Origin of the sequence: Kitasatospora sp. NPDC086009, from assembly GCF_044540385.1 — a bacterium.
Lineage (GTDB): Bacteria > Actinomycetota > Actinomycetes > Streptomycetales > Streptomycetaceae > Kitasatospora.
Map to the genome: position 1 here is coordinate 582,093 of NZ_JBITSA010000004.1, position 26,961 is coordinate 609,053.

General features: G+C 72.8%; 29 protein-coding genes and 1 pseudogene. 16 read left to right on the forward strand and 14 right to left on the reverse strand.

All coding sequences use genetic code 11. From position 1 onward, the window contains the following. The first annotated feature begins 279 nt into the window (after positions 1–279). The 5 genes from ACIF6L_RS14435 (at position 280) to ACIF6L_RS14455 (ending at position 6,069) form a co-directional block, all read left to right on the forward strand. Entirely contained in the window at positions 280–1,254 is a 975-nt protein-coding gene (locus ACIF6L_RS14435; protein ID WP_396491104.1) for a D-alanyl-D-alanine carboxypeptidase family protein, read from the forward strand. 233 nt (positions 1,255–1,487) lie between these two features. Continuing rightward, positions 1,488–2,402 carry an endonuclease/exonuclease/phosphatase family protein gene (locus ACIF6L_RS14440; protein WP_329485092.1) on the forward strand — a complete coding sequence of 305 codons (915 nt, stop codon included), beginning with the start codon at positions 1,488–1,490 and terminating at the stop codon, positions 2,400–2,402. 90 nt (positions 2,403–2,492) lie between these two features. Continuing rightward, positions 2,493–3,299: a response regulator transcription factor gene (locus tag ACIF6L_RS14445; RefSeq protein ID WP_396491105.1), complete on the forward strand. Its 807-nt coding sequence runs from the start codon at positions 2,493–2,495 to the stop codon at positions 3,297–3,299. A gap of 4 nt (positions 3,300–3,303) precedes the next feature. Next, positions 3,304–4,569, forward strand: a complete 1,266-nt coding sequence (locus ACIF6L_RS14450; RefSeq protein ID WP_396491106.1) for a sensor histidine kinase — start codon at positions 3,304–3,306, stop codon at positions 4,567–4,569. 426 nt (positions 4,570–4,995) lie between these two features. Then, positions 4,996–6,069 carry a HEAT repeat domain-containing protein gene (locus ACIF6L_RS14455; protein ID WP_396491107.1) on the forward strand — a complete coding sequence of 358 codons (1,074 nt, stop codon included), beginning with the start codon at positions 4,996–4,998 and terminating at the stop codon, positions 6,067–6,069. Between the two features lie 122 nt (positions 6,070–6,191). On the opposite strand, the gene ACIF6L_RS14460 is transcribed toward ACIF6L_RS14455, so the two are convergent. Next, entirely contained in the window at positions 6,192–6,488 is a 297-nt protein-coding gene (locus ACIF6L_RS14460; RefSeq protein ID WP_396491108.1) for a hypothetical protein, read from the reverse strand. A 132-nt stretch (positions 6,489–6,620) separates the two neighbouring features. Between ACIF6L_RS14460 and ACIF6L_RS14465 the strand changes: the two genes are divergently transcribed. The 4 genes from ACIF6L_RS14465 to ACIF6L_RS14480 all read left to right on the forward strand — a co-directional run bounded on the left by ACIF6L_RS14465 (position 6,621) and on the right by ACIF6L_RS14480 (position 9,065). Then, complete coding sequence (locus tag ACIF6L_RS14465; protein WP_396491109.1) at positions 6,621–6,833, forward strand: DUF6199 family natural product biosynthesis protein; 213 nt, start codon at positions 6,621–6,623, stop codon at positions 6,831–6,833. After that, on the forward strand, positions 6,830–7,042 hold the full coding sequence (locus tag ACIF6L_RS14470) for a hypothetical protein (RefSeq protein WP_396491110.1): 213 nt from the start codon (positions 6,830–6,832) through the stop codon (positions 7,040–7,042). The genes ACIF6L_RS14465 and ACIF6L_RS14470 overlap by 4 nt, the downstream gene beginning before the upstream one ends. Before the next feature lie 466 nt (positions 7,043–7,508). Further along, complete coding sequence (locus ACIF6L_RS14475) at positions 7,509–8,684, forward strand: mechanosensitive ion channel family protein (RefSeq protein WP_396491111.1); 1,176 nt, start codon at positions 7,509–7,511, stop codon at positions 8,682–8,684. A gap of 231 nt (positions 8,685–8,915) precedes the next feature. Beyond that, the gene (locus ACIF6L_RS14480) at positions 8,916–9,065 is read left to right on the forward strand and encodes a hypothetical protein (protein WP_396491112.1); all 150 of its coding nucleotides are present in this window, start codon (positions 8,916–8,918) and stop codon (positions 9,063–9,065) included. 116 nt (positions 9,066–9,181) lie between these two features. Here ACIF6L_RS14480 and ACIF6L_RS14485 read toward each other — a convergent pair whose 3' ends face one another. The 10 genes from ACIF6L_RS14485 to ACIF6L_RS14530 all read right to left on the reverse strand — a co-directional run bounded on the left by ACIF6L_RS14485 (position 9,182) and on the right by ACIF6L_RS14530 (position 18,012). Then, entirely contained in the window at positions 9,182–9,877 is a 696-nt protein-coding gene (locus ACIF6L_RS14485; RefSeq protein ID WP_329485073.1) for a FadR/GntR family transcriptional regulator, read from the reverse strand. Positions 9,878–10,016: 139 nt separating this feature from the next. Further along, entirely contained in the window at positions 10,017–10,898 is an 882-nt protein-coding gene (locus ACIF6L_RS14490) for an amidohydrolase family protein (RefSeq protein ID WP_396491113.1), read from the reverse strand. Further along, the gene (locus ACIF6L_RS14495) at positions 10,895–11,206 is read right to left on the reverse strand and encodes an L-rhamnose mutarotase (protein ID WP_329485071.1); all 312 of its coding nucleotides are present in this window, start codon (positions 11,204–11,206) and stop codon (positions 10,895–10,897) included. Before ACIF6L_RS14495 ends, ACIF6L_RS14490 begins: the two co-directional genes overlap by 4 nt. Further along, a complete protein-coding gene (locus ACIF6L_RS14500; RefSeq protein ID WP_396491114.1) occupies positions 11,203–11,859 on the reverse strand; it encodes a lactate utilization protein C in 657 nt (218 codons plus the stop codon). Before ACIF6L_RS14500 ends, ACIF6L_RS14495 begins: the two co-directional genes overlap by 4 nt. Continuing rightward, the gene (locus ACIF6L_RS14505; protein ID WP_396491115.1) at positions 11,856–13,307 is read right to left on the reverse strand and encodes a LutB/LldF family L-lactate oxidation iron-sulfur protein; all 1,452 of its coding nucleotides are present in this window, start codon (positions 13,305–13,307) and stop codon (positions 11,856–11,858) included. The genes ACIF6L_RS14500 and ACIF6L_RS14505 overlap by 4 nt, the downstream gene beginning before the upstream one ends. Next, positions 13,304–14,044: a (Fe-S)-binding protein gene (locus ACIF6L_RS14510; protein ID WP_396491116.1), complete on the reverse strand. Its 741-nt coding sequence runs from the start codon at positions 14,042–14,044 to the stop codon at positions 13,304–13,306. Before ACIF6L_RS14510 ends, ACIF6L_RS14505 begins: the two co-directional genes overlap by 4 nt. Continuing rightward, positions 14,044–15,042: an aldo/keto reductase gene (locus ACIF6L_RS14515; RefSeq protein ID WP_396491117.1), complete on the reverse strand. Its 999-nt coding sequence runs from the start codon at positions 15,040–15,042 to the stop codon at positions 14,044–14,046. The genes ACIF6L_RS14510 and ACIF6L_RS14515 overlap by 1 nt, the downstream gene beginning before the upstream one ends. Beyond that, positions 15,039–15,800 (reverse strand): SDR family NAD(P)-dependent oxidoreductase, encoded by a 762-nt coding sequence (locus ACIF6L_RS14520; protein WP_396491118.1) that lies wholly within the window; start codon positions 15,798–15,800, stop codon positions 15,039–15,041. The genes ACIF6L_RS14515 and ACIF6L_RS14520 overlap by 4 nt, the downstream gene beginning before the upstream one ends. After that, positions 15,797–17,149, reverse strand: a complete 1,353-nt coding sequence (locus tag ACIF6L_RS14525; RefSeq protein ID WP_396491119.1) for an L-fuconate dehydratase — start codon at positions 17,147–17,149, stop codon at positions 15,797–15,799. Before ACIF6L_RS14525 ends, ACIF6L_RS14520 begins: the two co-directional genes overlap by 4 nt. An 11-nt stretch (positions 17,150–17,160) precedes the next feature. Continuing rightward, a complete protein-coding gene (locus ACIF6L_RS14530) occupies positions 17,161–18,012 on the reverse strand; it encodes a fumarylacetoacetate hydrolase family protein (RefSeq protein ID WP_359809424.1) in 852 nt (283 codons plus the stop codon). Between the two features lie 510 nt (positions 18,013–18,522). On the opposite strand from ACIF6L_RS14530, the gene ACIF6L_RS14535 reads away from it, so the two are divergent. The 7 genes from ACIF6L_RS14535 (at position 18,523) to ACIF6L_RS14565 (ending at position 25,841) form a co-directional block, all read left to right on the forward strand. Next, a complete protein-coding gene (locus ACIF6L_RS14535; protein WP_352294446.1) occupies positions 18,523–19,569 on the forward strand; it encodes a sugar ABC transporter substrate-binding protein in 1,047 nt (348 codons plus the stop codon). An 84-nt stretch (positions 19,570–19,653) separates the two neighbouring features. After that, positions 19,654–21,219 (forward strand): sugar ABC transporter ATP-binding protein, encoded by a 1,566-nt coding sequence (locus tag ACIF6L_RS14540; protein WP_396491120.1) that lies wholly within the window; start codon positions 19,654–19,656, stop codon positions 21,217–21,219. After that, a complete protein-coding gene (locus ACIF6L_RS14545) occupies positions 21,203–22,234 on the forward strand; it encodes an ABC transporter permease (RefSeq protein ID WP_359809420.1) in 1,032 nt (343 codons plus the stop codon). Before ACIF6L_RS14540 ends, ACIF6L_RS14545 begins: the two co-directional genes overlap by 17 nt. A gap of 119 nt (positions 22,235–22,353) precedes the next feature. Next, positions 22,354–23,085 carry a FadR/GntR family transcriptional regulator gene (locus ACIF6L_RS14550; RefSeq protein WP_396491131.1) on the forward strand — a complete coding sequence of 244 codons (732 nt, stop codon included), beginning with the start codon at positions 22,354–22,356 and terminating at the stop codon, positions 23,083–23,085. Positions 23,086–23,163: 78 nt separating this feature from the next. Beyond that, complete coding sequence (locus ACIF6L_RS14555; protein ID WP_359809418.1) at positions 23,164–24,201, forward strand: sugar ABC transporter substrate-binding protein; 1,038 nt, start codon at positions 23,164–23,166, stop codon at positions 24,199–24,201. 292 nt (positions 24,202–24,493) lie between these two features. Next, the gene (locus ACIF6L_RS14560) at positions 24,494–25,501 is read left to right on the forward strand and encodes a Gfo/Idh/MocA family protein (RefSeq protein ID WP_396491121.1); all 1,008 of its coding nucleotides are present in this window, start codon (positions 24,494–24,496) and stop codon (positions 25,499–25,501) included. A 199-nt stretch (positions 25,502–25,700) separates the two neighbouring features. Then, positions 25,701–25,841 (forward strand): hypothetical protein, encoded by a 141-nt coding sequence (locus tag ACIF6L_RS14565; RefSeq protein WP_396491122.1) that lies wholly within the window; start codon positions 25,701–25,703, stop codon positions 25,839–25,841. A gap of 152 nt (positions 25,842–25,993) precedes the next feature. Here the strand turns inward: ACIF6L_RS14565 and ACIF6L_RS14570 are convergent, their stop codons facing one another. The 3 genes and pseudogenes from ACIF6L_RS14570 to ACIF6L_RS14580 form a co-directional block, all read right to left on the reverse strand. Then, the gene (locus tag ACIF6L_RS14570; protein ID WP_396491123.1) at positions 25,994–26,197 is read right to left on the reverse strand and encodes a helicase associated domain-containing protein; all 204 of its coding nucleotides are present in this window, start codon (positions 26,195–26,197) and stop codon (positions 25,994–25,996) included. A gap of 12 nt (positions 26,198–26,209) precedes the next feature. Next, positions 26,210–26,452 (reverse strand): helicase associated domain-containing protein, encoded by a 243-nt coding sequence (locus ACIF6L_RS14575; protein ID WP_396491124.1) that lies wholly within the window; start codon positions 26,450–26,452, stop codon positions 26,210–26,212. Between the two features lie 127 nt (positions 26,453–26,579). After that, positions 26,580–26,657, reverse strand: a pseudogene (locus ACIF6L_RS14580) (hypothetical protein); the annotation flags it as partial. Positions 26,658–26,961 lie beyond the last annotated feature (304 nt).

The window sequence follows — 26,961 nt, forward strand, 5'->3', positions numbered from 1 at the left end:
CCGGTCTGGGGCGCCGGTGGTCCGGTACATGGTTGATACACGACTGCGTGATGGCGGAAGCCGCGCTACGACCGGGCCGAAGCGCCGGTCGCGGAGTCTGTGGGTACACCCGGTGGCCGCGGCCCCGGGACCTTGTCCCTCTGGCTCCGGGAGGCCGTTGTCGTGTCAGTTCCCACACCATCCGAAGACCGAGACCGAGACCGGAACAGTGACCGGGACCGGGAGCGGCGTTCCTCGCCCGGTCGGCTTGCCCCGGTCCGTCGTGGGGCGCTGTGGGCCTTGGCCGTTGTCCTGCTCGCCGGGGCCGGCGCCGGTGGTGGCGCGCTGGCTGCCCGGCAGGGCGGCGACGCGGCCGTCGGCAACGGCAACCGGGCCGGCGGGACGCTGGAGCTGCCGGTACCGGAGGCGATCGCGGCGCTGGGCCTGCCCTGGCCGCAGGAAGGGCAGTCGGCTGTCGCGGCGGCGAAGGTCGGTGTGCTCGGTGTCAGAGGGCCGCAGCAGCCGGTGCCGATCGCGAGTGTCACCAAGGTGATGACGGCGTACGTCGTTCTCAGGGACCACCCGCTCCAGGACGGCGAGGACGGGCCGACGATCACGGTCGACGCGCGGGCCGCCGAGGAGGCGGAGGCGACGGACGAGTCCACCGCCCCCGTCACCGCCGGGCAGCGCCTGACCCAGCGCAAGTTGCTGGAGGTGATGCTGTTGCCCTCCGCCAACAACGTGGCCCGGCTGCTGGCCCGGTGGGACGCGGGCAGTGAGGACGCGTTCGTTGCCCGGATGAACGCGCAGGCGGCCCGGCTGGGGATGACCGGTACCACCTACACCGGGGCCAGCGGACTTGAGGCCACGACCGTGTCCACCGCCGCCGACCAGCTCAAACTGGCTCGCGAGGCGATGAAGGACCCGGCGCTGCGGGCCACGGTGGCCCTGCGCGACACCACGCTCCCGGGCCGCGCCGCACCGCTGCGCAACACCAACAGGCTGCTCGACCTGCCCGGGGTGGTGGGCCTCAAGACCGGTTCGACCACCTCGGCGGGCGGGAACCTGATGTGGGCGCTGGAGGTCGCTGACGGCACGGACGGCTCGGGGCGCCGGCTCGTTTACGGCGTGGTGCTCGGCCAGCGTGCCGGTACCACTCCCGCCGACGGCCTGCGGGCCGCCCTGGAGCGCAGCGGGCGGCTCGTCGACGCCCTGCGGCAGAAGCTGCCCGGTGTCCTGCCGGCTCTCGACGGCGGTCGGCAGGAGTGGGCATGAGCGCGCGCACCGGAACGGCCGCGACGACACCCCCGCCCGTGGACAGCGCCACGTCGGCCCGCGGGCCCGGCGACGACGGTGGGCATGGGCCCCGTGGTCGGACGGTCCGCCACCACGTCCCTCTCCGCCACGTCCCTCTCTACCGCGTCCTTCGCGACCGCGTCCTTCGCCGCCCGACGTGCCCGACGCGCCCGGCACGTCCGACGCGCTCGCCGCGTCCGGCCCGTCGTGCTGTGGGGCGGCGCGGGTGGCTGATCGCGGGGGCCGCCGCCGTGCTCGCCGCCGTGATGGTCCTGGGCCCCTGGCTGCCGGGCGGCCCGCTCAACCTGGTCAGCCTCTGGCAGACCGTGCTGCCCTGGTCAGGCCTGGGCATCGCGCTGCTTCTCCTCCTCGCGGCACTACGGCGCTCGGCCCTCGCAGCGGTGGCCGTCCTGCTGCCCGCTCTCGTCTGGAGCGTTCTGTTCGCACCGGCCCTGGTCGACAAGCGCGCGGGCGGCGGGGACTTCACCGTTGTCAGCCACAACGTGAACGAGGACAACCCCGACCCACGCCGAACGGCACGCGCCCTGGCCGGCTCCGGAGCCGACGTCGTGGCGGTGGAGGAACTGGCGGGCCGGGCGCAGGAGACCTACCGGCGCGAGCTGGCCGCCACCTACGCCCACTCCGAGGTGCACGGCGGCATCGCACTGTGGAGCAAGTACCCGCTCCAGGACGTGGAGCCGGTGGAGATCATGCCCTGGACCCGGGCCCTGCGCGCCACCGTCCTCACTCCCAAGGGCCCCCTCGCCCTCTACACGGCGCACCTCGCCTCGGTCCGGGTACGCCCGGACGCCGGATTCACCACCGCCGCCCGCAACGAAGCGGCGGCCAAACTCGCCGCGGCCGTACACAGCGAGCCGCTCACGAGAATCGTCGTCGTGGGCGACCTCAACGGCTCCTTCGACGACTCCGCGCTGCACCCGCTCACCGGGCCGCTGCGCTCGGCCCAGCAGGAAGCCGGCGACGGCTTCGGCTTCACCTGGCCCGCGCCGTTCCCGGTGGTGCGCATCGACCAGATCCTGGTGAAGGGCATCACCGCGCGCTCCGCGTGGACCCTGCCGGACACCGGCAGCGACCACCTCCCCGTCGCGGCGTCCCTGAAGCTGTGACCACCCCGGCCACCCGCCACCGCCCCCAGCGGCGCGCTCCCCCCCCGCCGGTCCCCGGCGACGGGGACCGGCCCCGGACGTGCTGGAATGATGACCCGACCCCCAGGCGACGACACCGGAGAGCTCTTGTCCGCCACCCGAGTACCCGAAGCGGTCCACGTGCTCCTCGTCGAGGACGACGCGGTCATCCGCCGCTCGGTCCAGCTGGCCCTGGAACGCTACGGCTACCGGGTCGACGTCACTGGCGACGGCCTGGACGGCCTGGACGCCGTGCGGGCCGGCGCACACGACGTCCTGATCCTGGACGTCATGCTGCCCGGCCTCGACGGCATCAGCCTGTGCCGGCGCGTGCGCGAGGAGACCCTCACCCCCGTCCTGATGATGTCCGCCCGCGGCGACGCCCTCGACGTCGTGGCCGGCCTGGAGGCCGGGGCCGACGATTACGTGGTCAAGCCGGTGGACGTCCCCGTCCTCGTCGCCCGCATCCGCTCCCTGCTGCGCCGCGCCACGTTCCACCAGCGCCCGGCCGCGGAGCCCGTTCGGCAGGAGCCGATCGCGCCGGGCGGGCCGGGCAGCCGCCACGGGGACCGCCCCGCGGAGGACGTGCCGGACCTGCTCACCTTCGGCGGCCTGACCATCGACCCGCGCGGCCTGGACGTCCGTCTGGACGGGCGTGCCGTTGCCCTCACGCCCACCGAACTGCGCCTGCTGCTGGTCTTCGCGGAGAGTCCCGGCACGGTCCTGGACCGCCGCCGCCTGCTGCGCGAGGTGTGGGACTACGGCTGGGAGGGCGACACCCGGGTGGTCGACCTGTGCGTGGTACGGCTGCGCAAGAAGATCGGCGCCGAGCGGATCGAGACCGTCCGGGGTTTCGGCTACAAACTCCTGCGGAGCTGACGCGATGACCGCACCACGCACCGGCCCGCGCCCCCTGGACCCGCGTTCCCTGCGCTGGAAGATCACCGCCCTGGTCGTGCTCGCCTGCGCCGCGGTCGCGGTGGTGATCGGCGTGCTCGTCCACCGGGCGACCGCGGAGCGCGGCGAGCGGACCGGGCGCGACCAGGCGATCGCGCGACTGGGCGCCGCCGAGCAGGAGCTCTCCCGCACCGGCCGCCGTCCCGACAACGCCTCCCTCGAACCCCGGACCGGCCTGCCCCAGCCGCTGGCCCAGGCCCTCGAAGGCCCGAAGGCTCCGGGGGAGTACACCCTGTGGTACGACGTCAAAGCACCGAACTGGTACTGGATGTGGGCAGCCGTCCCGGTCGGCGACGGCCAGGTGCTCACCGTGCGGAGCGACATGAGCGCCACCGTGCGCAGCCTCCAGCTGCTGGACCGCAGCATCGTCAAGGCAGCCCTCGCCGCCCTGGCCGTTGTCGTCCCCCTCACCGTGCTGGCGGCGGAACGGATGAACCGGCGCCTGCGCCACGGGTCCCGGACCGCCCGCCGGATCGCGGACGGCGACCTCGACGCTCGGATCGGCCGCCGGGGCCGCGCCCGGGACGAGATCACCGAGATGTCCACGGCCGTGGACGAGATGGCCGGGGCACTCCAGGGCCGGCTCGCCGCGGAGAAGCGCTTCACCGCCGACGTCGCCCACGAACTGCGTACCCCGCTGATGGGCCTGGTCACGGCTGCCGGTCTGCTGCCCGAGGACGACGAGGCCGCCGGCCTGGTCCGCACACAGGTCCGCGCCCTGCGCGCCCTGGTCGAGGACCTGCTGGAGGTCTCCCGCCTCGACGCCGGCGCCGAGAGCGCCCGACTCGACGAGGTCCCCCTGGGCGATCTCGTCGCCGAGGTGAGTGAGAGGGACGACGGCGATGTCCGCCTCCGGCTGACGAGGCCCGCCACCGTCCGCACCGACCCGCGCCGCGTGGAGCGGATCCTCACCAACCTTCTCGCCAACGCCCACCGGCACGGCACCGCCCCCGTCGAGGTCACCGTCACCGGCAGCCGGATCACCGTACGCGATCACGGACCGGGCTTCCCCGACGCCCTCCTCGCCGACGGGCCGCAGCGCTTCCGCACCGGGGCCGCCGAACGAGGCCAAGGACACGGCCTCGGCCTCACCATCGCCACCGGGCAGGCGCTCGTCCTCAACGCCCGGCTGACCTTCGCGAACGCCCCCGACGGCGGAGCCCTCGCCACCCTCGACCTCCCCGACTCCTGACCCCCCCCGGACTTACTCGGCAACCCCTGTGCCGACGCCTGCCCGCGAGCCCACGGGAGGGCCGGGTCTGTGATGTCGGTTGCCCGCCTGCCCTCGCTTCCGGAGGGCACGCCTGCCGATCCCTCACTCGCCGCACCTCGCCTCCGCCGGCGTCCAGGGTGAGTAGAAACCAAGGGGAGCAGGGTGACGCAGGCGGACGTGGGCGCCGGGCGCGTCACCGACACGGCGACCGCCGCCGGCACCCCGCTCCTCCTCACCGCCCGCCGCACCCGTCGCCGACACTGATCCACCGACCGTGACAACCCTCACGCGCCGGCCGGCGCCTCCTGCCGAAGCGGGCGGCCGGGGTGGCGGTGTGGGTCCTGACAGACCCTCCGGTGAAGAAATCCGGTGCCCGGCACCGGGCCGTCGGGCCAGAATGCGGACATGGACAACGTGGTGGGGCCGGCGGGACGGTTGGTGGCGGCGGCGCGATTGGCGCGGGACTCGGAGGCCGACCGCGACGAGCACGCTTACTGGGCGCTGGTCCTGGAGACGGCGCAGGAGGAGAACGGGGAGACCGCGTTGCGCTGCGGGTCGGGGCTGCTGGGGTCGGCCGATGCCCTGGAGCGGAAGGTGGGCTGCGATCTGCTGGGAAACGCGGCCGACACGCACGAGTCCGTGCGGAGCGAGGCGGCGACCGCGTTGATGGCGCTGGCCGAGGCGGAGACGGAGACCCGCGTGCTGTCGTCCCTCGCCTGCGGCCTGGGCCGGACGCGGGACCGGCGCGCCGTTCCCGTGCTGGTCAGGCTCTCCCGGCACGAGGACGCCGACCTGCGGACTCTGGTCGCCTCGGAATTCACCTTCGTCAACAGCGGACTGCCCGACGGGCCAGATGTCCAGGCGCTGATCCGGCTCATGCGGGACCAGGACCCCGACGTCCGCAACTGGGCGGCCTTCACGTTGGGATTCCAACTGGAGCAGGACACGACCGCCATCAGGGACGCCCTGTGGAGGTGCGCCACCGACGAGTGCGGCGAGGTCCGGGAGGAGGGCGCGCGTGGGCTCGCCAGACGGCACGACCCCCGGGCCGTCCCGCTGATCGCGGGACTGCTGGAATGCGACGGCTGGTCCCACTCCTTCACCCTCGACGCGGCGGAGATCCTGGGCGTTCCCGAACTCCTGCCGGCTCTGGCCGGCTGCGAGCCCGACTCGCCCGAGACCGACCGGGCCGTCGCGGCCTGCGACCCGGTGCGGCGGGCCCGGATGGAGGACGACGCCTGGATGGTCGTGACGGAGCTGGAGCGGCTGCGCCCCGGCATCGGCGCGGCGCTCAGCTCACCGCGCTACGAGTCGGTGCACCGGATGCGACTGACCCTGCGAGCGACCCACCGGGAGGGGGCCGACGCGGACTACGACGTGGCACCGCTTCTCACCCGCGCCGGCGGGGACCCGGTGCGGGCGGCCGGGCTGGTGGTGGCCGACCTCACCGGTTCCGGCGGGGAGCGGACCGCGAACTGACGGGCCTCCCGCGTGCCCGGCCCCGGATCCGGCACGTCGCCGACCAGCTCCGCGACGAACCGGGACACCTACCCAAGCCCTTCGCACCAGCCGTCCGGACTGGGACGCCCCCGGTCACCGCGCTACCGCGGCAACGCCCAGGGGGCGGAACGCAGATCACCGGCGCTGCGCCGGGCACGAGGCTCCGACGGTGCGCCGGCGGCCCCGCCGACCGCGATCATGGAGACCACCGCCCATCCCGGGTCCGGGCGCAGTTCCTCGGTCAGGCCCTCCAGGTCGAAGGCCCTGAACTGGCGGGCGGCCAGTCCCAGGGCCTGGGCCTGGAGGGTCAGGTGCGCGACGGCCTGGCCGAGGTCGTAGTCCGCGAACTCGGAGTAGAGCAGCTGCGTGTCGTCGACGTGGCGGCGCGTCAACGTCACGATCAGCAGCCCGGCGGGTGGTGGCGCACTGCGGGTTGCAGACCCTGTTTCATGCGAGGCACCGAGGGCAGCCGCTGGATGAGCGGGTGTCAGATGAGAGGAACGCCCGCGGTGGCCAGACGAGGAGGACGGATGTTCATCATTGTGGCGTGCGCGGTGTTCGCGATGGGGCTTCTTCAGGCGCTGCGGCCACAGCTCCTGTGGGGGATGAACCGGCGGCTCCAGCGGGGGTGGGTGAAGGACCCTGATGCCAGTGAGCCCACGCGCAGGGGTTACCTGATGCAGCGTGTGGTCGGGATCGCGTTCCTCGCCATTGCCGTATGGATGCTGGTCTCCCACCTGTGACGACGAAGCGCAACACCGTCGAGCCTGCGATCAACAGCTTGCTGCGGGCCCGCCGCGACCTGGTCGGCGCGGGCGTGGAGGAACTGCTGCGGGTGAACCTCTCCATCGGTGACGCCCCTTCCCCGGCTCGGACTCTCGGACGTGCGGCTCGGGAGGGCGGCGTCAGACGGGAGGAGTTGGTCCTGGTGCTTGCCGAGGACGCGAACTGACCACAGGAGACACCACCATGAGCAGCCGGCTGCTCGCCGCGCCCGCGGGGATGGCCCCGCGGCGGCGGCCGCACACCGGCACGCACGCCCTGGGGGCGCAGCACCGCCGCGGAGCGGCGGGCGGGTCATCCCCGGCGGGCCGAGCGCTCGAGCTGGCGGCGGCGTAGCGACCTTCCACCGATCGTTCCCCATGGCGCGGGGGAGCCCGCGGGCCCGACCGGCGCTCGGTTCTGGTGATCGTCGGCCGTTCGTGGGGCGGGCAGGGTGCGGTCGACCGGCTGCACGGCGGGCTGCTCGTAGCGGCGGCCTGCCCATGGGGCAGGATGGCAGTCCGTTCGGAATGCGTACATCCGCTCCGACGCGGCTATGAACAGAACAATCTGACAGGCAACAAGGTGACGACACAACACATACAGCGGCCGGCCACGGCCCGTTCCCTCCCTCCCCACGCTGTGGAAGCGGCGCGGTGACCCGGGACCTGGTCCTGCACGACTGGATGGTGGCCGGCATCACGCTGGCCTCCGGCTGCACGGCCGGTCTCCTGCTGCGGGCCCTGATGAAATGGCTGGGCAAACACGCGACCAGGACCAAATGGAGCGGTGACGACGTCATCGTCGACGCGCTGCGCACCATCGTTCCCTGGGCGGCCGTGCTCGCCGGGGTCGCGGTGGCCGCTTCGGCGCTTCCGCTCACCGCGCGGACCGGGGGACTGGTCGATCAGTCGCTGATGGCCGTGTTCATCGTCATCGCGACGCTCAGCGCGGCCCGGGTGGTGGCCGGGCTGGTGCAGTCCGTGGCCGCCTCTCGAACGGGTGTCGCGGCATCCGCGTCCATCTTCGTCAACATCACCCGGATCGTGGTGCTGTCGATGGGCGTCCTCGTGGCCCTGGAGACCCTCGGGGTGTCCATCGCCCCGCTGGTCACCGCCCTCGGCGTGGGCGGTCTCGCGGTCGCGCTGGCGTTGCAGGACACCCTCGCCAACCTCTTCGCGGGTGTGCACATCCTCGCTTCCAAGACGGTCCAGCCGGGTGACTACATCCGGCTCACCAGCGGGGAGGAGGGGTACGTCGTCGACATTAACTGGCGCAACAGCGTGGTGCGCAACCTGTCGAACAACCTGGTGATCATCCCCAACGGCCGCCTGGCGCGGACGAACATGACGAACTACTCCCAGCCCGAGCAGAAGCTGTCGATCCTGGTCCAGGTCGGGGTCGGATACGACAGCGACCTGGAGCACGTGGAGAGAGTCACCCTCGACGTCGTCGACAGTGTGATGGCTGACATCAGCGGCGGCGTGCCCGACCACGAGGCCGCCGTCCGCTTCCACACCTTCGCGGACTCAAGGATCAACTTCACGGTGATCCTGGGTGTCGGCGAGTTCAGCGACCAGTACCGGATCAAGCACGAGTTCATCAAGCGCCTGCACCAGCGGTACCGGACGGAAGGCATCTCGATCCCCGCGCCTACGCGGACGGTCTCGCTCCAGCAGGACGGGACGGGCGCCCCGTCCTACCTCCCCCCGGTGCCGCACCAGCGGGACCCGTCACGTGGCGACGGCGGCCTCCTCCGGCTTGAGGGGGTGCAGGAGGACGTGGACTCGCTCGTCGCCGATTCGGTGGCGGCGCCCGGTGCTCGGCCGTGAGGTGCTCGACCAGTAGGTCCTCCACCCCGGAGTCCGCGGCGAGGACCGTACGGGTCGGCAGCGCCCACTCGCCCCGTCGGTCCTACCCTCGGCTGCTCCTGGTGTCCTGCTCTTTGAGGTCGGGCGTCGGCTGGTCCGCGGTGAGGGTCCGGTCGGTCACCGGCACCGCCCTCCGAGCTGGACGGTCGGGCTGGCCGTCAGGTAGGCCAAGCCGCCGGCCAGGATGGGTTCATGAACGGCGCCACCGGCAGCGCCGCCCTCGACGGACGCGCCCTGACCCCCGAGCCGCTCGACTCCACCCCGATCCGGATGAACCCGCGCAAGGGCGATCCGTTCACCACCGGGAGCGGAACGACGCCAGGCACTCGCCGGCAGCCGTGACAGGCCCGTGGCGGACGGCTCTGTTCGCAGGACGGACACGCCCGTCGCACGGACCCGCGCGGGGCGGCCGGCGGATCGGCGGACAGGAGGATCGGCGGCCGGCGGATGGGCGGCCGTCAGCCGAGTGCGGACCCGGGGGCGCCGAGGATGTTGCGTAGCCACTGCTCGACGCCGGCCACGTGGATCGTGGCCCAGGCGTGCGCGACGTCGGGGCGACGGCCGGCGATGGCGTCGAAGATGGCGCGGTGCTGCTCGCGGGTCCGGGCGACGGCGCCCTCCTCGGTGAGGCCGCGCCAGGTCCGGGCCCGCGCGGTCGGGCCGGACAGCCCGTCGATGAGCGAGCAGAGCACGGAGTTGCCCGAGCCTGCCGCGATCCGGCGGTGGAACTCGACGTCGTTGTCGATCAGCTCCTCCAGCGCCGAGTCGTCGCGCAGGCCTTCCAGCACCTCGCCCAGGGCGGTGATGTCCTGCTCGGACATCACCCGGGCGGCCATGGCCGCGGCGGCGGGCTCCAGGATGCGGCGGACCTCCAGGAAGTCCAGCACCGTGTCGTCCTGGTGGAAGTCGAGGACGAAGCCGAGCGCGTCCAGCAGCAGGTGCGGCTCAAGGCTGGTCACGTACGTGCCGTCGCCCTGGCGCACGTCCAGCACCCTGATCAGCGAGAGCGCCTTGACCGCCTCGCGCAGGGAGTTGCGTGACAGGCCGAGCCGCTCGGCGAGGTCGGCCTCCTTGGGCAGCCGCGCGCCCGGCCGCAGCTCACCGCTGACGATCATGGCCTTGATCTTCTCGATCGCCTCGTCGGTGACGGGCACGGTGTCGCCTCCCTGGTCCTGATCGTCACAGCATAGTCACCCCGCCCCTCCCGGCCCGGGGCCCGTCGGCCGCGGCAGGGCGCCACCTGCGGCCGGTGTCACGGGCGGCCGGTGTCACGGCGGCGGCGCGGGCCCCGGTTCAGGTGGCGGCGACGCCCGGAACGGGTACGTCGAGGCCGTAGACCAGGACCGCGTTGCGCCGGAACACCGCGTCCCGCTCGCCCGGGCTCAGCCCGGCCACGAGCTGCTCGGCGGTCCGCACGACGTCGGAGTAGCCGGCCCGAAGGGTGCACACCGGCCAGTCGGAACCGAAGAGCAGCCGCCGCGGGCCGAAGGCGTCGAGGACGGTGTCGGCGTACGGCCCGAGGTGCTCGCTCCCCCAGCGGCCGGGCGCGGCCTCGGTGACCAGGCCGGACAGCTTGCACACGGTGTTGGGCAGGGCGGCCAGACGGCGCACGTGCCCCGCCCAGGGTTCGAGCGCCCCGGTGGCGATCGGCGGCTTGCCCAGGTGGTCGAGGACGAACGTCAGACCGGGCAGCCGGGCGGCCGCGGCGGTGGCGGCGGGCAGCTGGTGCGGCCTGACGACCAGGTCGTAGGCGAGGCCCGCCCCGGCGACCGCGCGGAGCCCGCGGTGCACGTCGGGCCGCAGCAGCCAGCCCGGGTCGGGCTCCTCCTGGACCTGGTGCCGGATGCCCACCAGCCGGTCGCCGCCGGGTCGTTCACGCAGGGCGGCGAGCGCGTCGGCGACGTCGGGGGCGGTGAGGTCGGTCCAGCCGACGACGCCGGCGACCAGGCCGCCGCCGGCGGCGAGGGCCAGCAGCTCGGAGGTCTCCCCGGGGACGCAGACGGTCTGGACGACGACGGTGGCGCTCACACCGGCGGCGCGGGCCCGCGGAGCCAGGTCCTCGACGTGGAAGGAGCGGGCGAGCGGGGCGAGGGCCGCACCGGTGATCCAGGGCTGGGGCCTCGCCGCGAGGTCCCAGAGGTGGTGGTGCGCGTCGACGGTCCCGGGGCCGGTCACAGCTCCCACACCGCCCGGAGCCCGGCCGCGGCACCGCCCTCGCCGTAGTCGTGCGCGACGTCGAGGAGTTCGCCCATCCGCGCCTGCCAGGCGACGTTGACCGGAAGGCGCTCCAGTTCGCCGAGCAGCCGGGCGTAGTCCTCGCATTCGAGCAGGTGGAACAGCTCGCAGCCGCTGCGCCAGATGGTCCAGGAGTTGACGCCGGCGGCGCGGATGGCGGCGGTGAGTTCGGCGGGCACCGCGCGGTGGGCGGCCTCGTACTCCTCGATCCGGTCCTCGCGGACGCGGGTGTGCAGGGCGATCCTCATGACGGCTCCGGGTCCGGTCGGGTGGGGTCGACGATGACGACGTGCAGGGTGCGGGGGCCGTGCACGCCCTCGACCCGGTCGAGTTCGATGTCGCTGGTGGCGGACGGGCCCGAGACGAAGGTCAGCGGGAGCGTCGGATCGAGGCGGGCGAGGGCCTCGGGGACGTCGTCGGCGATCTGGCCGGCCCGGATGACGCACAGGTGGTAGTCGGGGATCAGGGTGAGCGCACGGCGGCCCTGGCCGGGGCCGGTGTCCAGGACGACGGTCCCGGTGACGGCGATACCGGCGGCGGCGAGGGTGACGGCGCCGTCCAGGGCGTCCAGCTCGGGAACGTCCAGCGGTTCCGGGTGCCACTGCCAGTCGCCGGGCGGCAGCAGCTCGACGGGGAAGCCGTCGGGCAGCGCCAGACGGACGGCGGCGCGGGCGGTGAGGGCGGCGGCGATGGCGGCCGGCAGGCCCGCCCGGTCGGTGCGGGTGACGGTGGCGCGGTAGTCGGCGACCCGCTCGGCGAACAGGGCGACGACGTCCTCGCCCGGTTCGGTGTGCCGGCGGCGGTAGGCCCGGGGCACCGGGACGTCGTCCGGGTCCTCGCCGGCGGGGACGTCGGCGAGGGCGGCCCGGATGCGGCCGAGGACTGCTTCACGGCTGCTCATCGTTCGCCTTCCCGGTTCTTGCGCCACCAGGTCCGGAAGGACTCGGCCGGGGGCACGGGGGTGTCGCGGGTGTCGGACCAGCCGCGCAGCGGGCCCGGCAGCCGGCCGATGCGGCCGTGGCGGGCGAGGGCCCGGCCACCGAGGGCGGCGGCCTTCTGGGTGGCGCCGAGCAGTCGTGGGGAGTCGAGGACGGCGGCGGCCGCCCTCATGGCCGGCGCCTCCGCACCGCCCGTCCCGCTCTCGACGACCTCGGCCCGCAGGTGGACGAGCACCTCCGGGATGTCGATCTTCACGGGGCAGGCGTCGTAGCAGGCCCCGCAGAGGGTGGAGGCGAACGGCAGGCTCGCGGCGTTCTCGACGCCGACGAGCTGGGGGGTGAGGACGGCACCGATCGGGCCCGGGTAGACGGAGCCGTAGGCGTGGCCGCCGGTGCGCTCGAAGACCGGGCAGACGTTGAGGCAGGCGGAGCAGCGGATGCACGCCAGGGCCTGCCGTCCGACCCGGTCGGCGAGGGTGTCGGTGCGGCCGTTGTCGAGCAGGACCAGGTGGAAGGTCCGCGGGCCGTCGCCGTCGGTGGTGCCGGTCCAGGTGGAGGTGTAGGGGTTCATCCGCTCGCCGGTGGAGGAGCGCGGCAGCAGCTGGAGGAAGACCTCCAGGTCGGACCAGGTGGGGACGACCTTTTCGAGGCCCATGACGGTGATCAGCGTCTCGGGGAGGGTCAGGCACATCCGGCCGTTGCCCTCGGACTCCACGACGACGACCGTACCGGTGTCGGCGACGGCGAAGTTGGCCCCCGAGACGGCCACCTTGGCGGTGAGGAACCTGCTCCGCAGATGGCGGCGGGCCGCCTCCGCGAGGTCCGCCGGTTCGTCGGTCAGGCCCTCGGGAGCGGGCCGCCCCCAGTGGCGCATCTCGGCGGCGAACAGGTCGCGGATCTCGGTGCGGTTCCGGTGGATCGCGGGGACGAGGATGTGCGAGGGCCGGTCGTCGCCGAGTTGGACGATCAGCTCGGCCAGGTCGGTCTCGTAGGCGGTGATGCCGGCTTCGGCCAGGTGTTCGTTCAACCCGATCTCCTGGGTGGCCATCGACTTCACCTTCACCACCTCGCGCTCGCCGGTCGCGAGCACCAGTTCGGTGACGATGCGGTTGGCCTCGGCCGCGTCGGCGGCCCAGTGCACGATGCCGCCCGCCGCGGTGACGGATGCCTCCAACTGCACCAGGTAGCGGTCCAGGTGCCGCGAGGTGCGCCTCTTGATCGCGGCGCCGGCGTCCCGCAGCTGCTCCCAGTCGTCGAGTTCGGAGGCGACCGCGAGCCGCTTGTCGCGGATGGTGGCGGTGGCACGCCTGAGGTTGGCGCGCAGTTGGGTGTCCTTCAGCGCCCCGCGGGCGGCGTCGGGGAAGGAGGGGGCGCCCAGCCAGACGACGCCGCGGTCACGGTGGTCGCTCACGGCGCGGCTCCTTCGGTGGCGGCGAGGATCTCGGCCAGGTGCATGGTGCGCACGGCGGCGCGCCGGCGGGACAGTCCGCCCCCGATGTGCATCAGACAGGAGTTGTCGGCGGCGCACAGCACCTCGGCCCCGCTGTCGAGCACCGCGTCGCCCTTGTCGGCGAGCATCGCGGCCGAGGTGTCGGCGTTCTTGACGGCGAAGGTGCCGCCGAAGCCGCAGCACGAGTCGGCCGCGGGGAGGTCGACCAGGTCGAGGTCCTCGACCTCGCGCAGCAGGCGCGAGGGGCGGTCCCCGAGCCGGAGGCCGCGCAGCGAGTGACAGGTGGGGTGGTAGGCGACCCGGTGCGGGAAGCGGGCCCCGACGTCCGTGACGCCCAGGACGTCGGTGAGCAGCTCGGTGAACTCGTGCACCCGGGGCACCAGGTCCTCGACCTGCCGCTGGAGGCCGGGGTTCCCGTACTCCCGGGCCAGCAGGGGATGGTGGTCGCGGACCATGCCGGCGCAGGAGGCGGAGGGGGTGACCACGGCGTCGTAGTCGCCGAAGGCCCGGGCGAAGCGGGCCACCAGCGGTACGGCCTCGGGGCGGTAGCCGGTGTTGAAGTGCAGCTGCCCGCAGCAGGTCTGGTCCCGCGGGAACTCGACGGTGTGCCCGAGGCGTTCGAGGACGGTCAGCACGGCCCGGCCGGTGCCGGGGTACAGGGTGTCGTTGAAGCAGGTGATGAACAGGGCGATGCGCATCAGCTCTCCCGCGCCGGGGTGGGGACGTCCGCCGGCAGTAGACCACGCTCCTTGAGGTCCGCCCAGAGCGCCGCCGGAACCGGGTGGTCGAGCAGCGCGGCGGCGTCCCGGACCTCCTCGGCGCTGCGGGTGCCGACCAGCACGCTCGCGACGGCCGGGTGCCCGAACGGGAACCGCAGGGCGGCGGCGCGCAGCGGTACGCCGTGCTCCGCGCAGACGGCCTTGAGCGCGGTGGCGCGGGCGAGCAGCTCGGCGGGGGCCGCGGTGTAGTCGAAGGTCGCGCCGGGGCGCGGGTCGGCGAGCAGGCCCGAGTTGAAGACGCCACCGACGACGACGCCGACGCCGCGCCGGTGGGCCAGCGGCAGCAGTTCGGCCAGTCCGCGCTGGTCGAGCAGACTGTAGCGGCCGGCCAGCAGGACGACGTCGAGGTCCGTCTCACGGGTGAACCGGGCCAGCATCTCGGCCTGGTTCATACCGACCCCGATCGCCCCGAGGACGCCTTCGGCGCGCAGGCGTTCCAGCTCGGGGTAGGCCTCGGCGAGCGCCTGCTCGGCGTGGTCGTCGGGGTCGTGCAGGTAGGCGACGTCGATCCGGTCCAGGCCGAGGCGTCGGAGGCTGTCCTCGATGGAACGGCGCACGCCGCCGGCGCTGAAGTCCCAGACGCGGCGGTGGGTGGCGGGGACGGCGAAGCCGTCGGCCAGGTCGTCGCCCCCACCGGCGGGGGTCGGCTCCAGCAGCCGGCCGACCTTCGTGGACAGCGTGTACTCGCCCCGGGGCAGGGTGCGCAGCACGGCGCCGAGCCGGCGCTCGGACAGGCCCAGACCGTAGTGCGGGGCGGTGTCGAAGTACCGTACGCCGCACTCCCAGGCGGCGGTGACGGCCTGTTCCGCGCGGTCGTCGCCGACCGCGGTGAACAGGTTGCCGATTCCGGCGGCGCCGAAGCCGAGCTCGGTGACCTGGACCGGCGTGCGGCCGAGGGGGCGGCGGCGCGGCTTCACGGGCGGGGCTCCGGTCGCAGCCGCAGGCCGGCCATGCCGCCGTCGACCGCCAGGGCCGTGCCGGTGACGCTGGCGGCCGCCGGGGAGGCGAGGTAGGCGATGGCGGCGGCCACCTCCTCGGCGGCCACCAGACGTCCGGTCGGCTGACGGCCGTTCAGCGCGAGGCGTTCGGCGGCCGGGTCGTCGGCGGCGCCCAGCAGTCGCGCGACCCACGGGGTGTCGACGGTACCGGGGTTGACGCAGTTGACCCGGATGCCCTCGCGGACGTGGTCGGCGGCCATCGCGAGGGTGAGCGAGAGGACGGCGCCCTTGCTCGCCGAGTAGAGCGCGCGCCGCGGCAGGCCGGCGGTGGCGGCGATGGAGCAGGTGTTGACCACGGAGGCGTGCAGCGAGCGGCGCAGGTGGGGCAGGGCGGCGCGGGTGGTGCGGACGATGCCGAGCACGTTGACGTCCAGGACGCGGTGCCACTGCTCGTCGGGGTTGTCCTCCAGCGTCCCGACCGCGCCGACGCCTGCGTTGTTGACCAGGATGTCGATCCCGCCGAGCGCCCGGGCCGCCGCCTGGACGGCCGAGCGCACCGAGCGGTCGTCGGCGACGTCGGCGGTGAAGCCGCGCAGCGGGGGGCGGGCGTCGGTCGGGTCGAGGTCCAGGACGGCGACGTCCGCTCCGCGCTCGCCGAGCAGTCGGGCGGTGGCCAGGCCGATGCCGGAGGCTCCGCCGGTGACCAGGGCGGTGAGCCCGTCGAGGTCGGTGGTCATGTCCGGCCCCCTTGCGCCGCCGGCTCCGACGGTTCCGACGGTTCCGCGGCCCAGAACGCGCCGCCCGGGTAGGTGTAGGTGTCGATGGTGGCCCGGTGCATCGTCGCGGAGAACCCGGGCGTGGTGGGGGCCCGGTAGCGACCGTTCTCGATCACCACCGGATCGAGGAAGTGCTGGTGGAGGTGGTCGACGAACTCGATGACCCGGTCCTCGTCCGTGCCGGACAGCGCGACGTAGTCGAACATCGACAGGTGCTGGACGAGTTCGCACAGTCCGACGCCGCCGGCGTGCGGGCAGACCGGGACGCCGAACTTGGCGGCGAGCAGCAGGATGGCGAGGTTCTCGTTGACGCCGGCCACCCGGGCGGAGTCCAGCTGGAGGACGTCGATGGCGCCGGACTGGAGCAGCTGCTTGAAGATGATCCGGTTCTGCACGTGCTCACCGGTGGCGACCTTGATCGGGTGGACCCCCCGCCGGATGGCGGCGTGGCCGAGCACGTCGTCCGGACTGGTGGGCTCCTCGATCCAGTACGGGTCGAACTCGCCCAGGGCGTTGGTCCATTCGATCGCCTCGTCGACGTTCCAGCGCTGGTTGGCGTCGATCGCCATCCGGATGTCCGGCCCGACCGCCTCGCGGGCGGCGCGGCAGCGGCGGGTGTCGTCCGCCAGGTCGGCGCCGACCTTCAGTTTGATCTGGGTGAAGCCGTCGGCGACCGCCTGCTTGGCGAGGCGGGTGAGCTTCTCGTCGCTGTAGCCGAGCCAGCCGGGCGAGGTGGTGTAGGCGGGGTAGCCGAGGCGCAGCAGCTCGGTGGCCCGCGCCGGTGCGCCGCGCTTGCCGTTGCGCAGGAGTTCCAGCGCCTCCTCGGGAGTCAGCGCGTCCGTGAGGTAGCGGAAGTCGATCTGAGAGACCAGCCAGGCCGGGTCCGCGTCGGCCAGCAGCTGCCACAGCGGCTTGCCCTCGCGCTTGGCGGCGAGGTCCCACACGGCGTTGACGACGGCGCCGACGGCCATGTGCATCACGCCCTTCTCGGGGCCGAGCCAGCGCAGTTGGCTGTCACCGATCAGGTCGCGGTACAGCGAGCCGGGGTCCGCGCACAGCCCGGTGACGGGGCGTCCGACGACGTGTTCGCGCAGCGCGTCGATCGCGGCGACCTGGACGTCGTTGCCGCGCCCGATGGTGAAGGCGAAGCCGTGGCCCTCGTGGCCGTCCGCGCCGGTGCGCAGGACGACGTAGGCGGCGGAGTAGTCGGGGTCGGGATTCATGGCGTCGGACCCGTCGAGTTCCCGCGAGGTGGGGAAGCGGATGTCGTAGGTGTCGACGGCGGTGATCCGCGCTCTGGTTGCGGACAACTCGGTGCCTTTCACGCGTGGGAGAAGGTCTGGCGCTGCGTGCCGAGGCCGTCGATGCCGAGTTCGACCGTGTCGCCGGCGCGCAGGTAGGGGGTGCCGGGCAGGCCCAGCGCGACGCCGGCCGGGGTGCCGGTGTTGATGACGTCGCCGGGCCGCAGGACCATGTACTGGCTCAGGTACCAGACCAGGTAGGGCACGTCGAAGACCATGTCCTTGGTGTCGCCGTCCTGCCGCACCTCGCCGTTGACGGCCAGGCGCAGGCCGAGCGCCCGCACGTCGCCGACCTCGTCCGGGGTGACCAGCCACGGACCCAGTGGATTGAACGTCTCGCAGGACTTCCCGAGGTCCCACTGGGCGGAGTAGTCGAGTTGGAACTCCCGCTCGGAGACGTCGTTGCTGATCGCGTAACCGGCGATGTGGTCCGCCGCGTCGGCCGGGCTCGCCAGGTAACGGGCCTCCCGGCCGATGACGACCGCGAGTTCGACCTCCCAGTCGGTCCTGGTCGAGCCCCGGGGGATCAGCACCCGGTCGTAGGGGCCGACCACGGTGGAGGCGTCCTTCAGGAAGACCACCGGACGGTCCGGGACGGCCGCCCCGGTCTCCTTGGCGTGATCGCGGTAGTTGAGGCCGATGCAGACGACCTTGCCGGGGCGGGCGACGGGGGCGCCGGTCCGCAGGCCGGCCGGGTCGAGGGGCGTCAGCTCCCCGGCGGCCAGGGCCGCCCGGGCGCGGTCGATCCCGCCCGAGGCGAGGAACGCCCCGTCGATGTCACCGGTCAGGGCCGAGAGCGCGAACACCCGCCCGTCCTCGCCCAGGACCGCCGGAACCTCTTTCCCCGCCGGCCCGATCCGCAGGAACCTCATGCTGTCTCTCCCAGGTCACTCCGGAGGCCGTGGCTCTCCACGGGCCGATACATCGGATGAATCAGTGATGCCCAGACGATACGGAGCGACCTCGCATATCGCAAGAAGTCCTCCGATGTCTTCCTGGCGACACCGGGTGAGGCCCCGTCAGAAGCTTCCAAACCTTGCAGCTCAGAGCCGATATGACGGTACGTCGTGACACATCCGGGAAACTCGGATGTCACGGTTGTGAATCATCCGAGGTTTCCTCTTGTCAGTCAGCTGTCAGGCTCATAAGGTCCTCCGTATCGCAAGGCATCCCATGACTACGGGACGCGCGCTCCGGTGTCGTCTGCCGCCCCGATCGCCGCGACCAGGAACCGGCTCCCCTCCCGGACCAGGGCCGGAGAAGGCGGCCGGCTTCCCCTCCCGCCTCGCCTCACCGGGACGGGCTTCGCACCCCTCCCGCCGCGCCGGTTCCCCTCACCCCCGTGGAGGACCCGGCCAATCCCAGCCAAGGAGATCTGCACCATGAAGTTCCGCTCCTCCGGAACCGCGGCCACGCTCGCCGCCGTCGTCGTCCTGGCGGGGTTCGCCACTGCCTGCAACCGCGGTAGCGCCTCGGACTCCTCCGCCGGCGGCAAGCCGGCGATCGGCGTCGACCTGCCGCGCGCGGACTCCGACTTCTGGAACTCCTACGCGCAGTACGTCAAGCAGGACGCCTCCGCCCAGGGCCTGAACACCCTGCCGGTGAGCAACTCCCAGAACGACGTCACCAAGCTGGTCGCCAACGTCCAGGTGTTCCAGAACACCGGCGCCAAGGCCGTGGTGATGGCACCTCAGGACACCGGTGCGATCGCCTCCACCCTGGAACAGCTGTCCGCCCGGAAGATCCCGGTGATCAGCGTCGACACCCGCCCCGACAAGGGGAACGTCTACATGGTGGTGCGCGCCGACAACAAGGCGTACGGCACCAAGGCCTGCGAGTTCCTCGGCAAGCAGCTCGACGGCAAGGGCAAGGTCGCCGAACTCCAGGGCGCCCTGAGCTCCATCAACGGACGCGACCGCTCCGAGGCGTTCGCCGCCTGCATGAAGGAGAAGTTCCCCGGCATCGAGGTCATCGAGCTGGCCACCGACTGGAAGGGTGACGTCGCCTCCGCGAAGCTCCAGTCCACCCTGGCCGCCCACCCGGACCTGGGCGGCGTCTACCTCCAGGCCGGCGGCGTGTTCCTGCAGCCGACGCTGGCCCTGCTGCAGCAGAAGGGCCTGCTCAAGCCCGTCGGCCAGCCCGGTCACATCGCGATCGTCTCCAATGACGGCATCCCGCAGGAGTTCGACGCGATCCGCAAGGGCGACATCGACGCGACGGTCTCCCAGCCGGCCGACCTCTACGCCAAGTACGCCCTGCACTACGCGCAGGCCTCGGCCGAGGGCAAGACCTTCCAGCCCGGTCCCACCGACCACCAGTCCACCATCATCCAGCTGCCCAACGGCCTGGAGGACCAGCTCCCCGCCCCGCTGGTCACCAAGGAGAACGTCGACGACCAGAGCCTCTGGGGCAACAACGTCGGCAAGTAGTCCCCGCCCCCGGTGAACGGCGGTGCCGGCCGAGCCTGCGGCCACCCGCCGCCGTTCACCGGAGCCCTCGGAAAGGACCCCGCCATGGCGGACCCCAGCCCCGGACGGGGCCCCGTCGTCGAGGCCGACGGGATCAGCAAGCGCTTCGGCGCCACCGTCGCCCTCAGCGACGCCCGCATCTCGGTCGCGCCCGGCGAGTCGCACGCCCTGGTCGGCCGCAACGGCGCGGGCAAGTCCACGCTCGTCTCGGTGCTCACCGGCCTGCAGAGCCCGGACACCGGCACCCTGCGGTTCGGCGGCGAGCCCGCCCCGGCACCCGGTGACACCGCTGCCTGGCGCTCCAGGGTCGCCTGCGTGTACCAGCGCTCCACCGTCATCCCCGCGCTGAGCGTCGCCGAGAACCTGTTCCTGAACCGGCACGGCCCCGACGACGGAGGCGCGCTGCGGCCGATCGGCTGGAAGCGGCTGCGCCGGCGCGCCGCCGAGCTGCTGGCCGAGTACGGCGTCGACGTCGACCCGACCGCTCGCGCCGAGGACCTGACCGTCGAACAGCGCCAGTTCGTCGAGATCGCCCGGGCGCTGTCCTTCGGTGCCCGCTTCATCATCCTGGACGAGCCCACCGCCAAGCTCGACGCCCGCGGCATCGAGCTGCTCTTCGACAAGCTGCGCTCGCTCCAGGAGCAGGGCGTCGCCTTCCTGTTCATCTCCCACCATCTGCAGGAGGTCTACGACCTCTGCTCCACCGTCACGGTCTACCGCGACGCGCGCCACATCGTCACCGCGCCGGTCGCCGAACTCGACCGGCAGGCGTTGGTGGAGGCGATGACCGGGGAGAGCGCCCGGGGCGGCGAGCCGTCCTGGTCGGTGACCGGCCGGACGGGCACCGACCGCGCCCCGCTGCTGACCGTCACCGGCCTGACCCTGGCCGGCGCCTACCAGGACGTGACCCTGACCGCGCGGGCCGGCGAGGTCGTGGGCCTGGCCGGCGCGGCCGCCAGCGGCAACGTCCGGTTCGGCGAGAGCGTGGCCGGCCTGCACCGCCCCCAGGCCGGGACCATCACCGTGGCCGGCCGCCCGGTGCGCACCGGGCGCGTCCCCGCCGCCCTCGCCGCGGGCATCGGGTTCGTTCCCGAGGACCGGCACCTCCAGGGCCTCATTCCGCAGCGCAGCGTCGCCGAGAACGCCACCCTGACCGTCACCGACCAGCTCGGCCCGTTCGGCACCGTGCTGCCCTCGCGCACCCGGGCCTTCGCCCGGCGGATGATCGACGAACTCGACATCAAGACGCCCGGGCCGGCCGCCCCCGTGTCCGCGCTGTCCGGCGGCAACCAGCAGAAGGTGGTCATCGCCCGGGCGCTGGCCACCGAACCGCACGTCCTCATCGCCGTCCGGCCCACCAACGGCGTCGACGTGAAGTCCAAGGAATCCCTGCTCGGCACCGTCCGCCAGGTCGCCGACGCCGGGCGAAGCGCCCTGATCGTGTCCGACGAACTCGACGACCTGCGGGTCTGCGACCGGGTCCTGGCCATGTTCCACGGCCGCGTCGTCGCCGAGTTCGAACACGGCTGGAGCGACGAACAGCTGGTCGCAGCCATGGAGGGCCTGGCCGGCCCGACCGACACGAAGGAACGCGATGTCTCCCACCACTGAGGTCCGCGCGCGCCCGGCGAGTGCCGTCACCGCGCCCGCCGACCGCCGCTTCACCCTCGCCCGCTACCGCGACCTGTCACTGGTGCCGGTCCTGCTCGTCCTGGGCGTCATCGGCTTCGCCGTCTCGCCGGCCTTCCTGACCTCCGACAACCTCCTGGGCGTCGGTCAGCAGGCCACCGAGCTGAGCCTGCTCGTCCTGGCCGAGGCGCTGATCCTGATCGCCGGCCGGATGGACCTCTCGCTGGAGTCCACGATCGGTGTGGCCCCGGTCATCGCGGTCTGGCTGGTCCTGCCCGACCACGGCGCGCGCTTCAACGGCCTGGGGCTGTTCCCCTCCTGGACGGCCGTCCCGCTGTGCCTGGCGGTCGGCGCGCTCATCGGCGCGGTCAACGGCTTCCTGATCCTCAAGCTGCGCCTGAACGGCTTCATCGTCACGCTGGGCGCGCTGACCCTGCTCCGCGGGCTCCAGGTCGCCGTCTCCCAGGGCCAGTCGATCGTCAACCTGCCCGGCTCGTTCACCTACCTGGGCGGCGCCCGCTGGTTGGGCGTCCCGGCGGCGATCTGGATCTGTGCCCTGCTCTTCCTCGCCGGCGGGTGCGCGCTCGCCTGGCTGCGCCACGGCCGCGCGCTGTACGCGATCGGCGGCAACCCCGAGGCCGCCCGTGCCGCCGGCATCCGGGTCGACCGGATCACCTGGACGGTGCTGGTCCTCGGCGGTCTGGTGGCCGCCTTCGCCGGCGTCCTCTACACGGGACACTACGGGTCCATCTCCGCCGACCAGGGCAACGGCTGGATCTTCCAGGTCTTCGCCGCCACCGTCATCGGCGGCGTCAGCCTCAACGGCGGGCGCGGCACCCTGTTCGGGGCGCTCACCGGGGTGCTGACCCTCCAGCTCGTGGTCAACGTGATGACCCTCGCGGGCGTGCCGCCGCTGTGGAACCAGTTCCTCAACGGCGCGATCATCATCGTCGCGCTGATCATCTCCCGCTTCGCCTCCGGCGAGAAGCAGGAGTGACGGGTCGTACGGCCTGCGAGCCGCGGCGGCGCGGCCGGGACCGGGTCCGGTCGGCCATGCCGCCGCGGCCTCGCCCGACCCCCGTAGGCGCGAACACCCGGACGCAGGAGGCGATCACCATCGGGGTGACGGACGAGGCCATCGAGAAGATCAAGGGCATGATCGTCTCCGGCGCCCTGCAGCCCGGTGACCGGCTGCCCAACGAGGCCGACCTGGCCGACCAGCTCGGGCTGTCCCGCAGCTCGCTGCGCGAGGCCGTGCGAGCGCTCACCGCGATGCGGATCCTGGTCCCCCGACAGGGCGACGGCACCTACGTCTCCGGGCTGGAGCCGCACCTGCTCCTCGAAGCCCTGGCCTTCGCCGCCGACGTCTCCCACGGCCGCACCGCCCGGCAGCTCCTCCAGGTCCGACGGCTGCTCGAACCCCAGGTGACCGCCCTCGCCGCCGGCCGGCTCACCGACGACGAGCTGTTGGCGCTCCGGGCGATCCTCGACCGGAGCGCCACGGACATCGGCATCGAGGAGTTCGTCGAGCTGGACATCGAGTTCCACCGCGTCATCGCCGACGCCGTCGGCAATCCGGTGCTGTCCGCCCTGCTCGGCATCCTCTCCACCCACACCCAGCGGCTGCGGATCGTGCGCGGCGCCGTCCCTCGGTCCTCGCCCGCGGGCACCCGGATCTCCCCCGCCCGCGAGCAGGCCCACCTGGAGCACGAGGCCCTCTGGCGGGCCCTGGTCGACCGCGACGCCCTGCGCGCCGCCGGCGCCAGCACCGTGCACGTGGCGGCGGTCGAGGACTGGCTCGCCACCGGAACCACCACCGACCTCCGGGGCCCCGGCACCACCGCCTGACAGCGACGTGCCGAGATCCCGGCCCCCGGCGCCTCGCCCCGATCCGCCGGACCCCTACCACCCAGGACGTTTCGCCACATGAAGACACGTACCACCCGGACCGCCTGCACGGGCGGCGTCGTCGTGCTCCTCGCCGGGTGCCTCGGCGCCTGCGGAAGCTCCGGCGGGCCGAGCGGCTCCGCCCAGCAGATCGGCATCGACATCCCCCGCACCGACTCCGACTTCTGGAAGGCTTACGCGAAGTACCTCCAGCAGGAGATCGGCGCCCAGCAGTTGGACGTCCTGCCGCTCACCCACTCCGAGGGCGACGAGGCGAAGTTCACCGCCAACATCCAGGCGTTGCAGCGCCGCCGCCCCAAGTCCATCGTGATGGCGCCGCAGAACACCGTGACCACCGATGTCACGCTCTCCGGGCTGTTCGCCGCCAACATCAACGCGATCAGCGTCGACACCGAGCCGGAACACGGCAACGTCTACATGGTGGTGCGCACCGACAACAAGGCCTACGGCACCAAGGCCTGCGAGTTCCTCGGCAAGCAGCTCGGCGGCAAGGGCAAGGTCGCCGAACTCCAGGGCGCGCTCAACTCGGTCAACGGCTACGACCGTTCCGAGGCGTTCGCCACCTGCATGAAGCGGAACTACCCCAAGATCCAGGTCATCGAGCTGCCGACCGACTGGAAGGGCGATGTCGCCGCCGCGAAGCTCCAGTCCACGCTGGCCACCCACCCCGACCTGAACGGCATCTACATGCAGGCCGGCGGGGTGTTCCTCCAGCCCACCCTCGACGTCCTGCGCCAGAAGGGCTTACTCAAGCCCGCGGGCCAGAGCGGCCACATCACCATCGTCTCCAACGACGGCATCCCGACCGAGCTCGCCGCCATCCGGGAGGGTCAGATCGACGCCACGGTCTCCCAGCCCGCTGACCTCTACGCCAAGTACGCCCTCTTCTACGCCCGGGCCGCGGCCCAGGGCAAGTCCTTCCAGACCGGTCCCACCGACCACCAGTCCACCATCATCCAGCTGCCCAACGGCCTGGAGGACCAGCTCCCCGCGCCCCTGGTGACCAAGGACAATGTGAACGATCCGGCGCTCTGGGCGAACCACCCCGTGGGCTGACACCCGGACCGGCGCACCGGACCAGGTCGGCAACCGCCCCGGCGCCCCACGCGCGACACCACCCGAGCACGCCACCGGCAGCGGGCGGACGCCGACCTGCGCACCGACGCCCGCCCGGCGCCGGGCCGCGGGAGCTGCCTGACGGGCTCACGGGGTGGACCATGGCGAGCTGAGGCGGGCGGTGCGCGGGTTGCGGGTACTGAACGGCAGGTCCGGGTGATGGTTGCCGGTCCGTGGAGCCTCCCGTACCGTACTGCCGCGACGCATCATTGGTCTAGACAAGAGGTGGTCTGTGGACTCGGCTCATGAACGTCCCATCCGCTGGGGCATCCTGGCCACCGGGGGGATCGCCACGGCGTTCACCGAGGATCTTCGCCGGACTCCGGGCGCGGTGGTCACGGCTGTCGCCTCCCGCGACGCGGGGACGGCGCGCGCGTTCGCCGCCCGGCACGCGATCCCGCGAGCTCACGGATCGTGGCGGGACCTGGCGGACGATCCGGACGTGGACGTGGTGTACGTGGCCACGCCGCACGGGTACCACCACCAGGCCGTCGAGATGCTGCTGGACGCCGGGCGGCCCGTGCTCTGCGAGAAGCCTCTCACCGTGAACAGCGCGCAGGCGCGGGGGCTGATCACTCTCGCCCGCGAGCGCGGGACGTTCCTGATGGAAGCCATGTGGATGCTCCTGAATCCCGCCCTGCGCAAGGCGGCCGACCTGCTCGCCGACGGTGCGATCGGTGAGGTCCGATCCCTGCACGCCGAACTCGGTTGGCGGGCCGAGGTCGACCGAGGGCATCGGCTTCGCGACGTTGCGGCGGGCGGCGGCGCCCTGCTCGATGTCGGCGTCTACCCCGTCGCGCTGGCGCAGTTCCTGCTCGGCAGCCCGGACCGCGTCCACGCGCGGGCCCAGCTGACGCCGGAAGGCGTGGACGAGCACACGAGCATTCTGCTCGGCCACCCCGGTGGGGCCACCGCATCGCTGACCTGTTCCTTCGCCGCGACCTTGAGCCAGGCGGCCGTCGTCTACGGCACACGTGGACGCATCGATATCCCGGCGAACCTGTTCAACCCGCCCGGGATCGTCCTCCATCGCGAGGTCGGCGAGCCGGTGCACTTTCCCGCTCCGCCCGTCATCGGCAATGGCTACGGGCTGGAGGCCGCCGAGGTGATGCGCTGCCTGCTGGCCGGGCAGAGCGAGTCGCCGCTGGTGCCCCTGGACGGCACACTCGCGGTTCTCCGTACGCTGGACGCTGTGAGGCAACTGATCGGCCTGCGATACCCGCACGACGATCACGACTGATCCGCGGGTCCGCCTGCGGGCCTACGGACCGCCGGTGGTCACCGGGACCGGACTGCTGACTGCCAGTGCGAGAGCCGCGACAGCACCGGCTCCACGCTCACGTTTCCGCGCACCGGGCCCGGCGCCCGCGAGCGGGCGGCAAGCCCGCCGCCGGGCCGCGCGGGCCCTGGAGCGCGCAGGCCCGGGGTACGCGGGCCCGGTGTACGCGGGCCTGGTGTACGCGGCCGACTCGATCTGGAGCGAGGTCAGGACGGTGGCGCGCCAGATCCTCGTCGCCCGGCTGGGCGACTGGCGTCTGCCGCTGCCAGGCCGCGTGCCGCCCCAACACATCTATGACTGACCGATCGTCCGTACCTCACCGAGCACGTTCACCACAGATCCCGGAGTAAGCATCCGGCCGAGACCAACACCGCCGAGCCCAGTACCCGGCCCGGACGGTCCGCTACGCCCACCCCACGCCGTGCTCGGCGAGCTGCGCAAGCTGCCCCGGCGTCAGCTGGCCCGCCCCGCCTTCTGGTTGTTCAACCAGGTGCCCAGCGCGAAATGTGACACCACCACCTGCTCCTCACCACCCGGACCGCCCTCCACGGCCTCCACCGGCTCCTTGTGCGGGCGGGGGACCCGGGGATGCCGTTCCCGCTCGACGAACTGGGCGAGCGCGGCCAGGCCCTGGGCGAACCGGTCGCCGCGGGACACGGTCGGCTTCGCCTAGGCCGCGGCCTTCGCGGCCACCAGCTCGGGGTCCTCCTCGATGCCGATCGCCGACAGCAGGTCCCGCTGGTCGGCCTCCAGGCCGGGCCAGCCGGCCCGCTGCGCCTGAACCCAGCGGCCGAGCTGCTCGCCCTCGAACACCGTGTCCAGGGGCAGCCGCGCCCAGTCGACCCGCCCGTCGGTGTCCAGCCACCACATCCGGGCGGTCGCGTAGACGCGCTGCCAGGTGATCGGCCACACCGGGCACCACCACGGGTCGATCTCCTCCAGCGCCCGCCGCCGCTCCGGCGCCAGCGCCGGACCAGATCATGCCGAGCGCGTCCAGCATCTCCACCCGGTATGCCGCCAGTTCACCGGCTGCATTCTCCCCGCGCCGGTCCGACAACCATTTTCCGAGCGGGTAATTACCGTCCTCCCCGACAAGCGCCGAATGCGGCACGTCAAGACCGCCGGTTTCACCGAACCATTTCCGCGCGTGACCGAGACCCTCACGCCACTGATGATCGGCGTGTGGTCTTCCGTCGGTTCGGTGTTGACGTTCACCGGGGTCTGATCGGTGTGTCTTCCCTGTTCAGGCGTTGTGATGCGGGGGGCGTGGTGAACGGGAGGGCCAGGATGGTGGTGAAAGATCGCGCTGAAGTCCGGTGAACGGCGGCTGCGGATCGTGGTCACGGTTGTCTGGCCGGGGTCTGCTGGGGACGGTCGGGGTTCCGTGGACGCGGTGGTTCCCCCCGGGGGCGTTGGATATG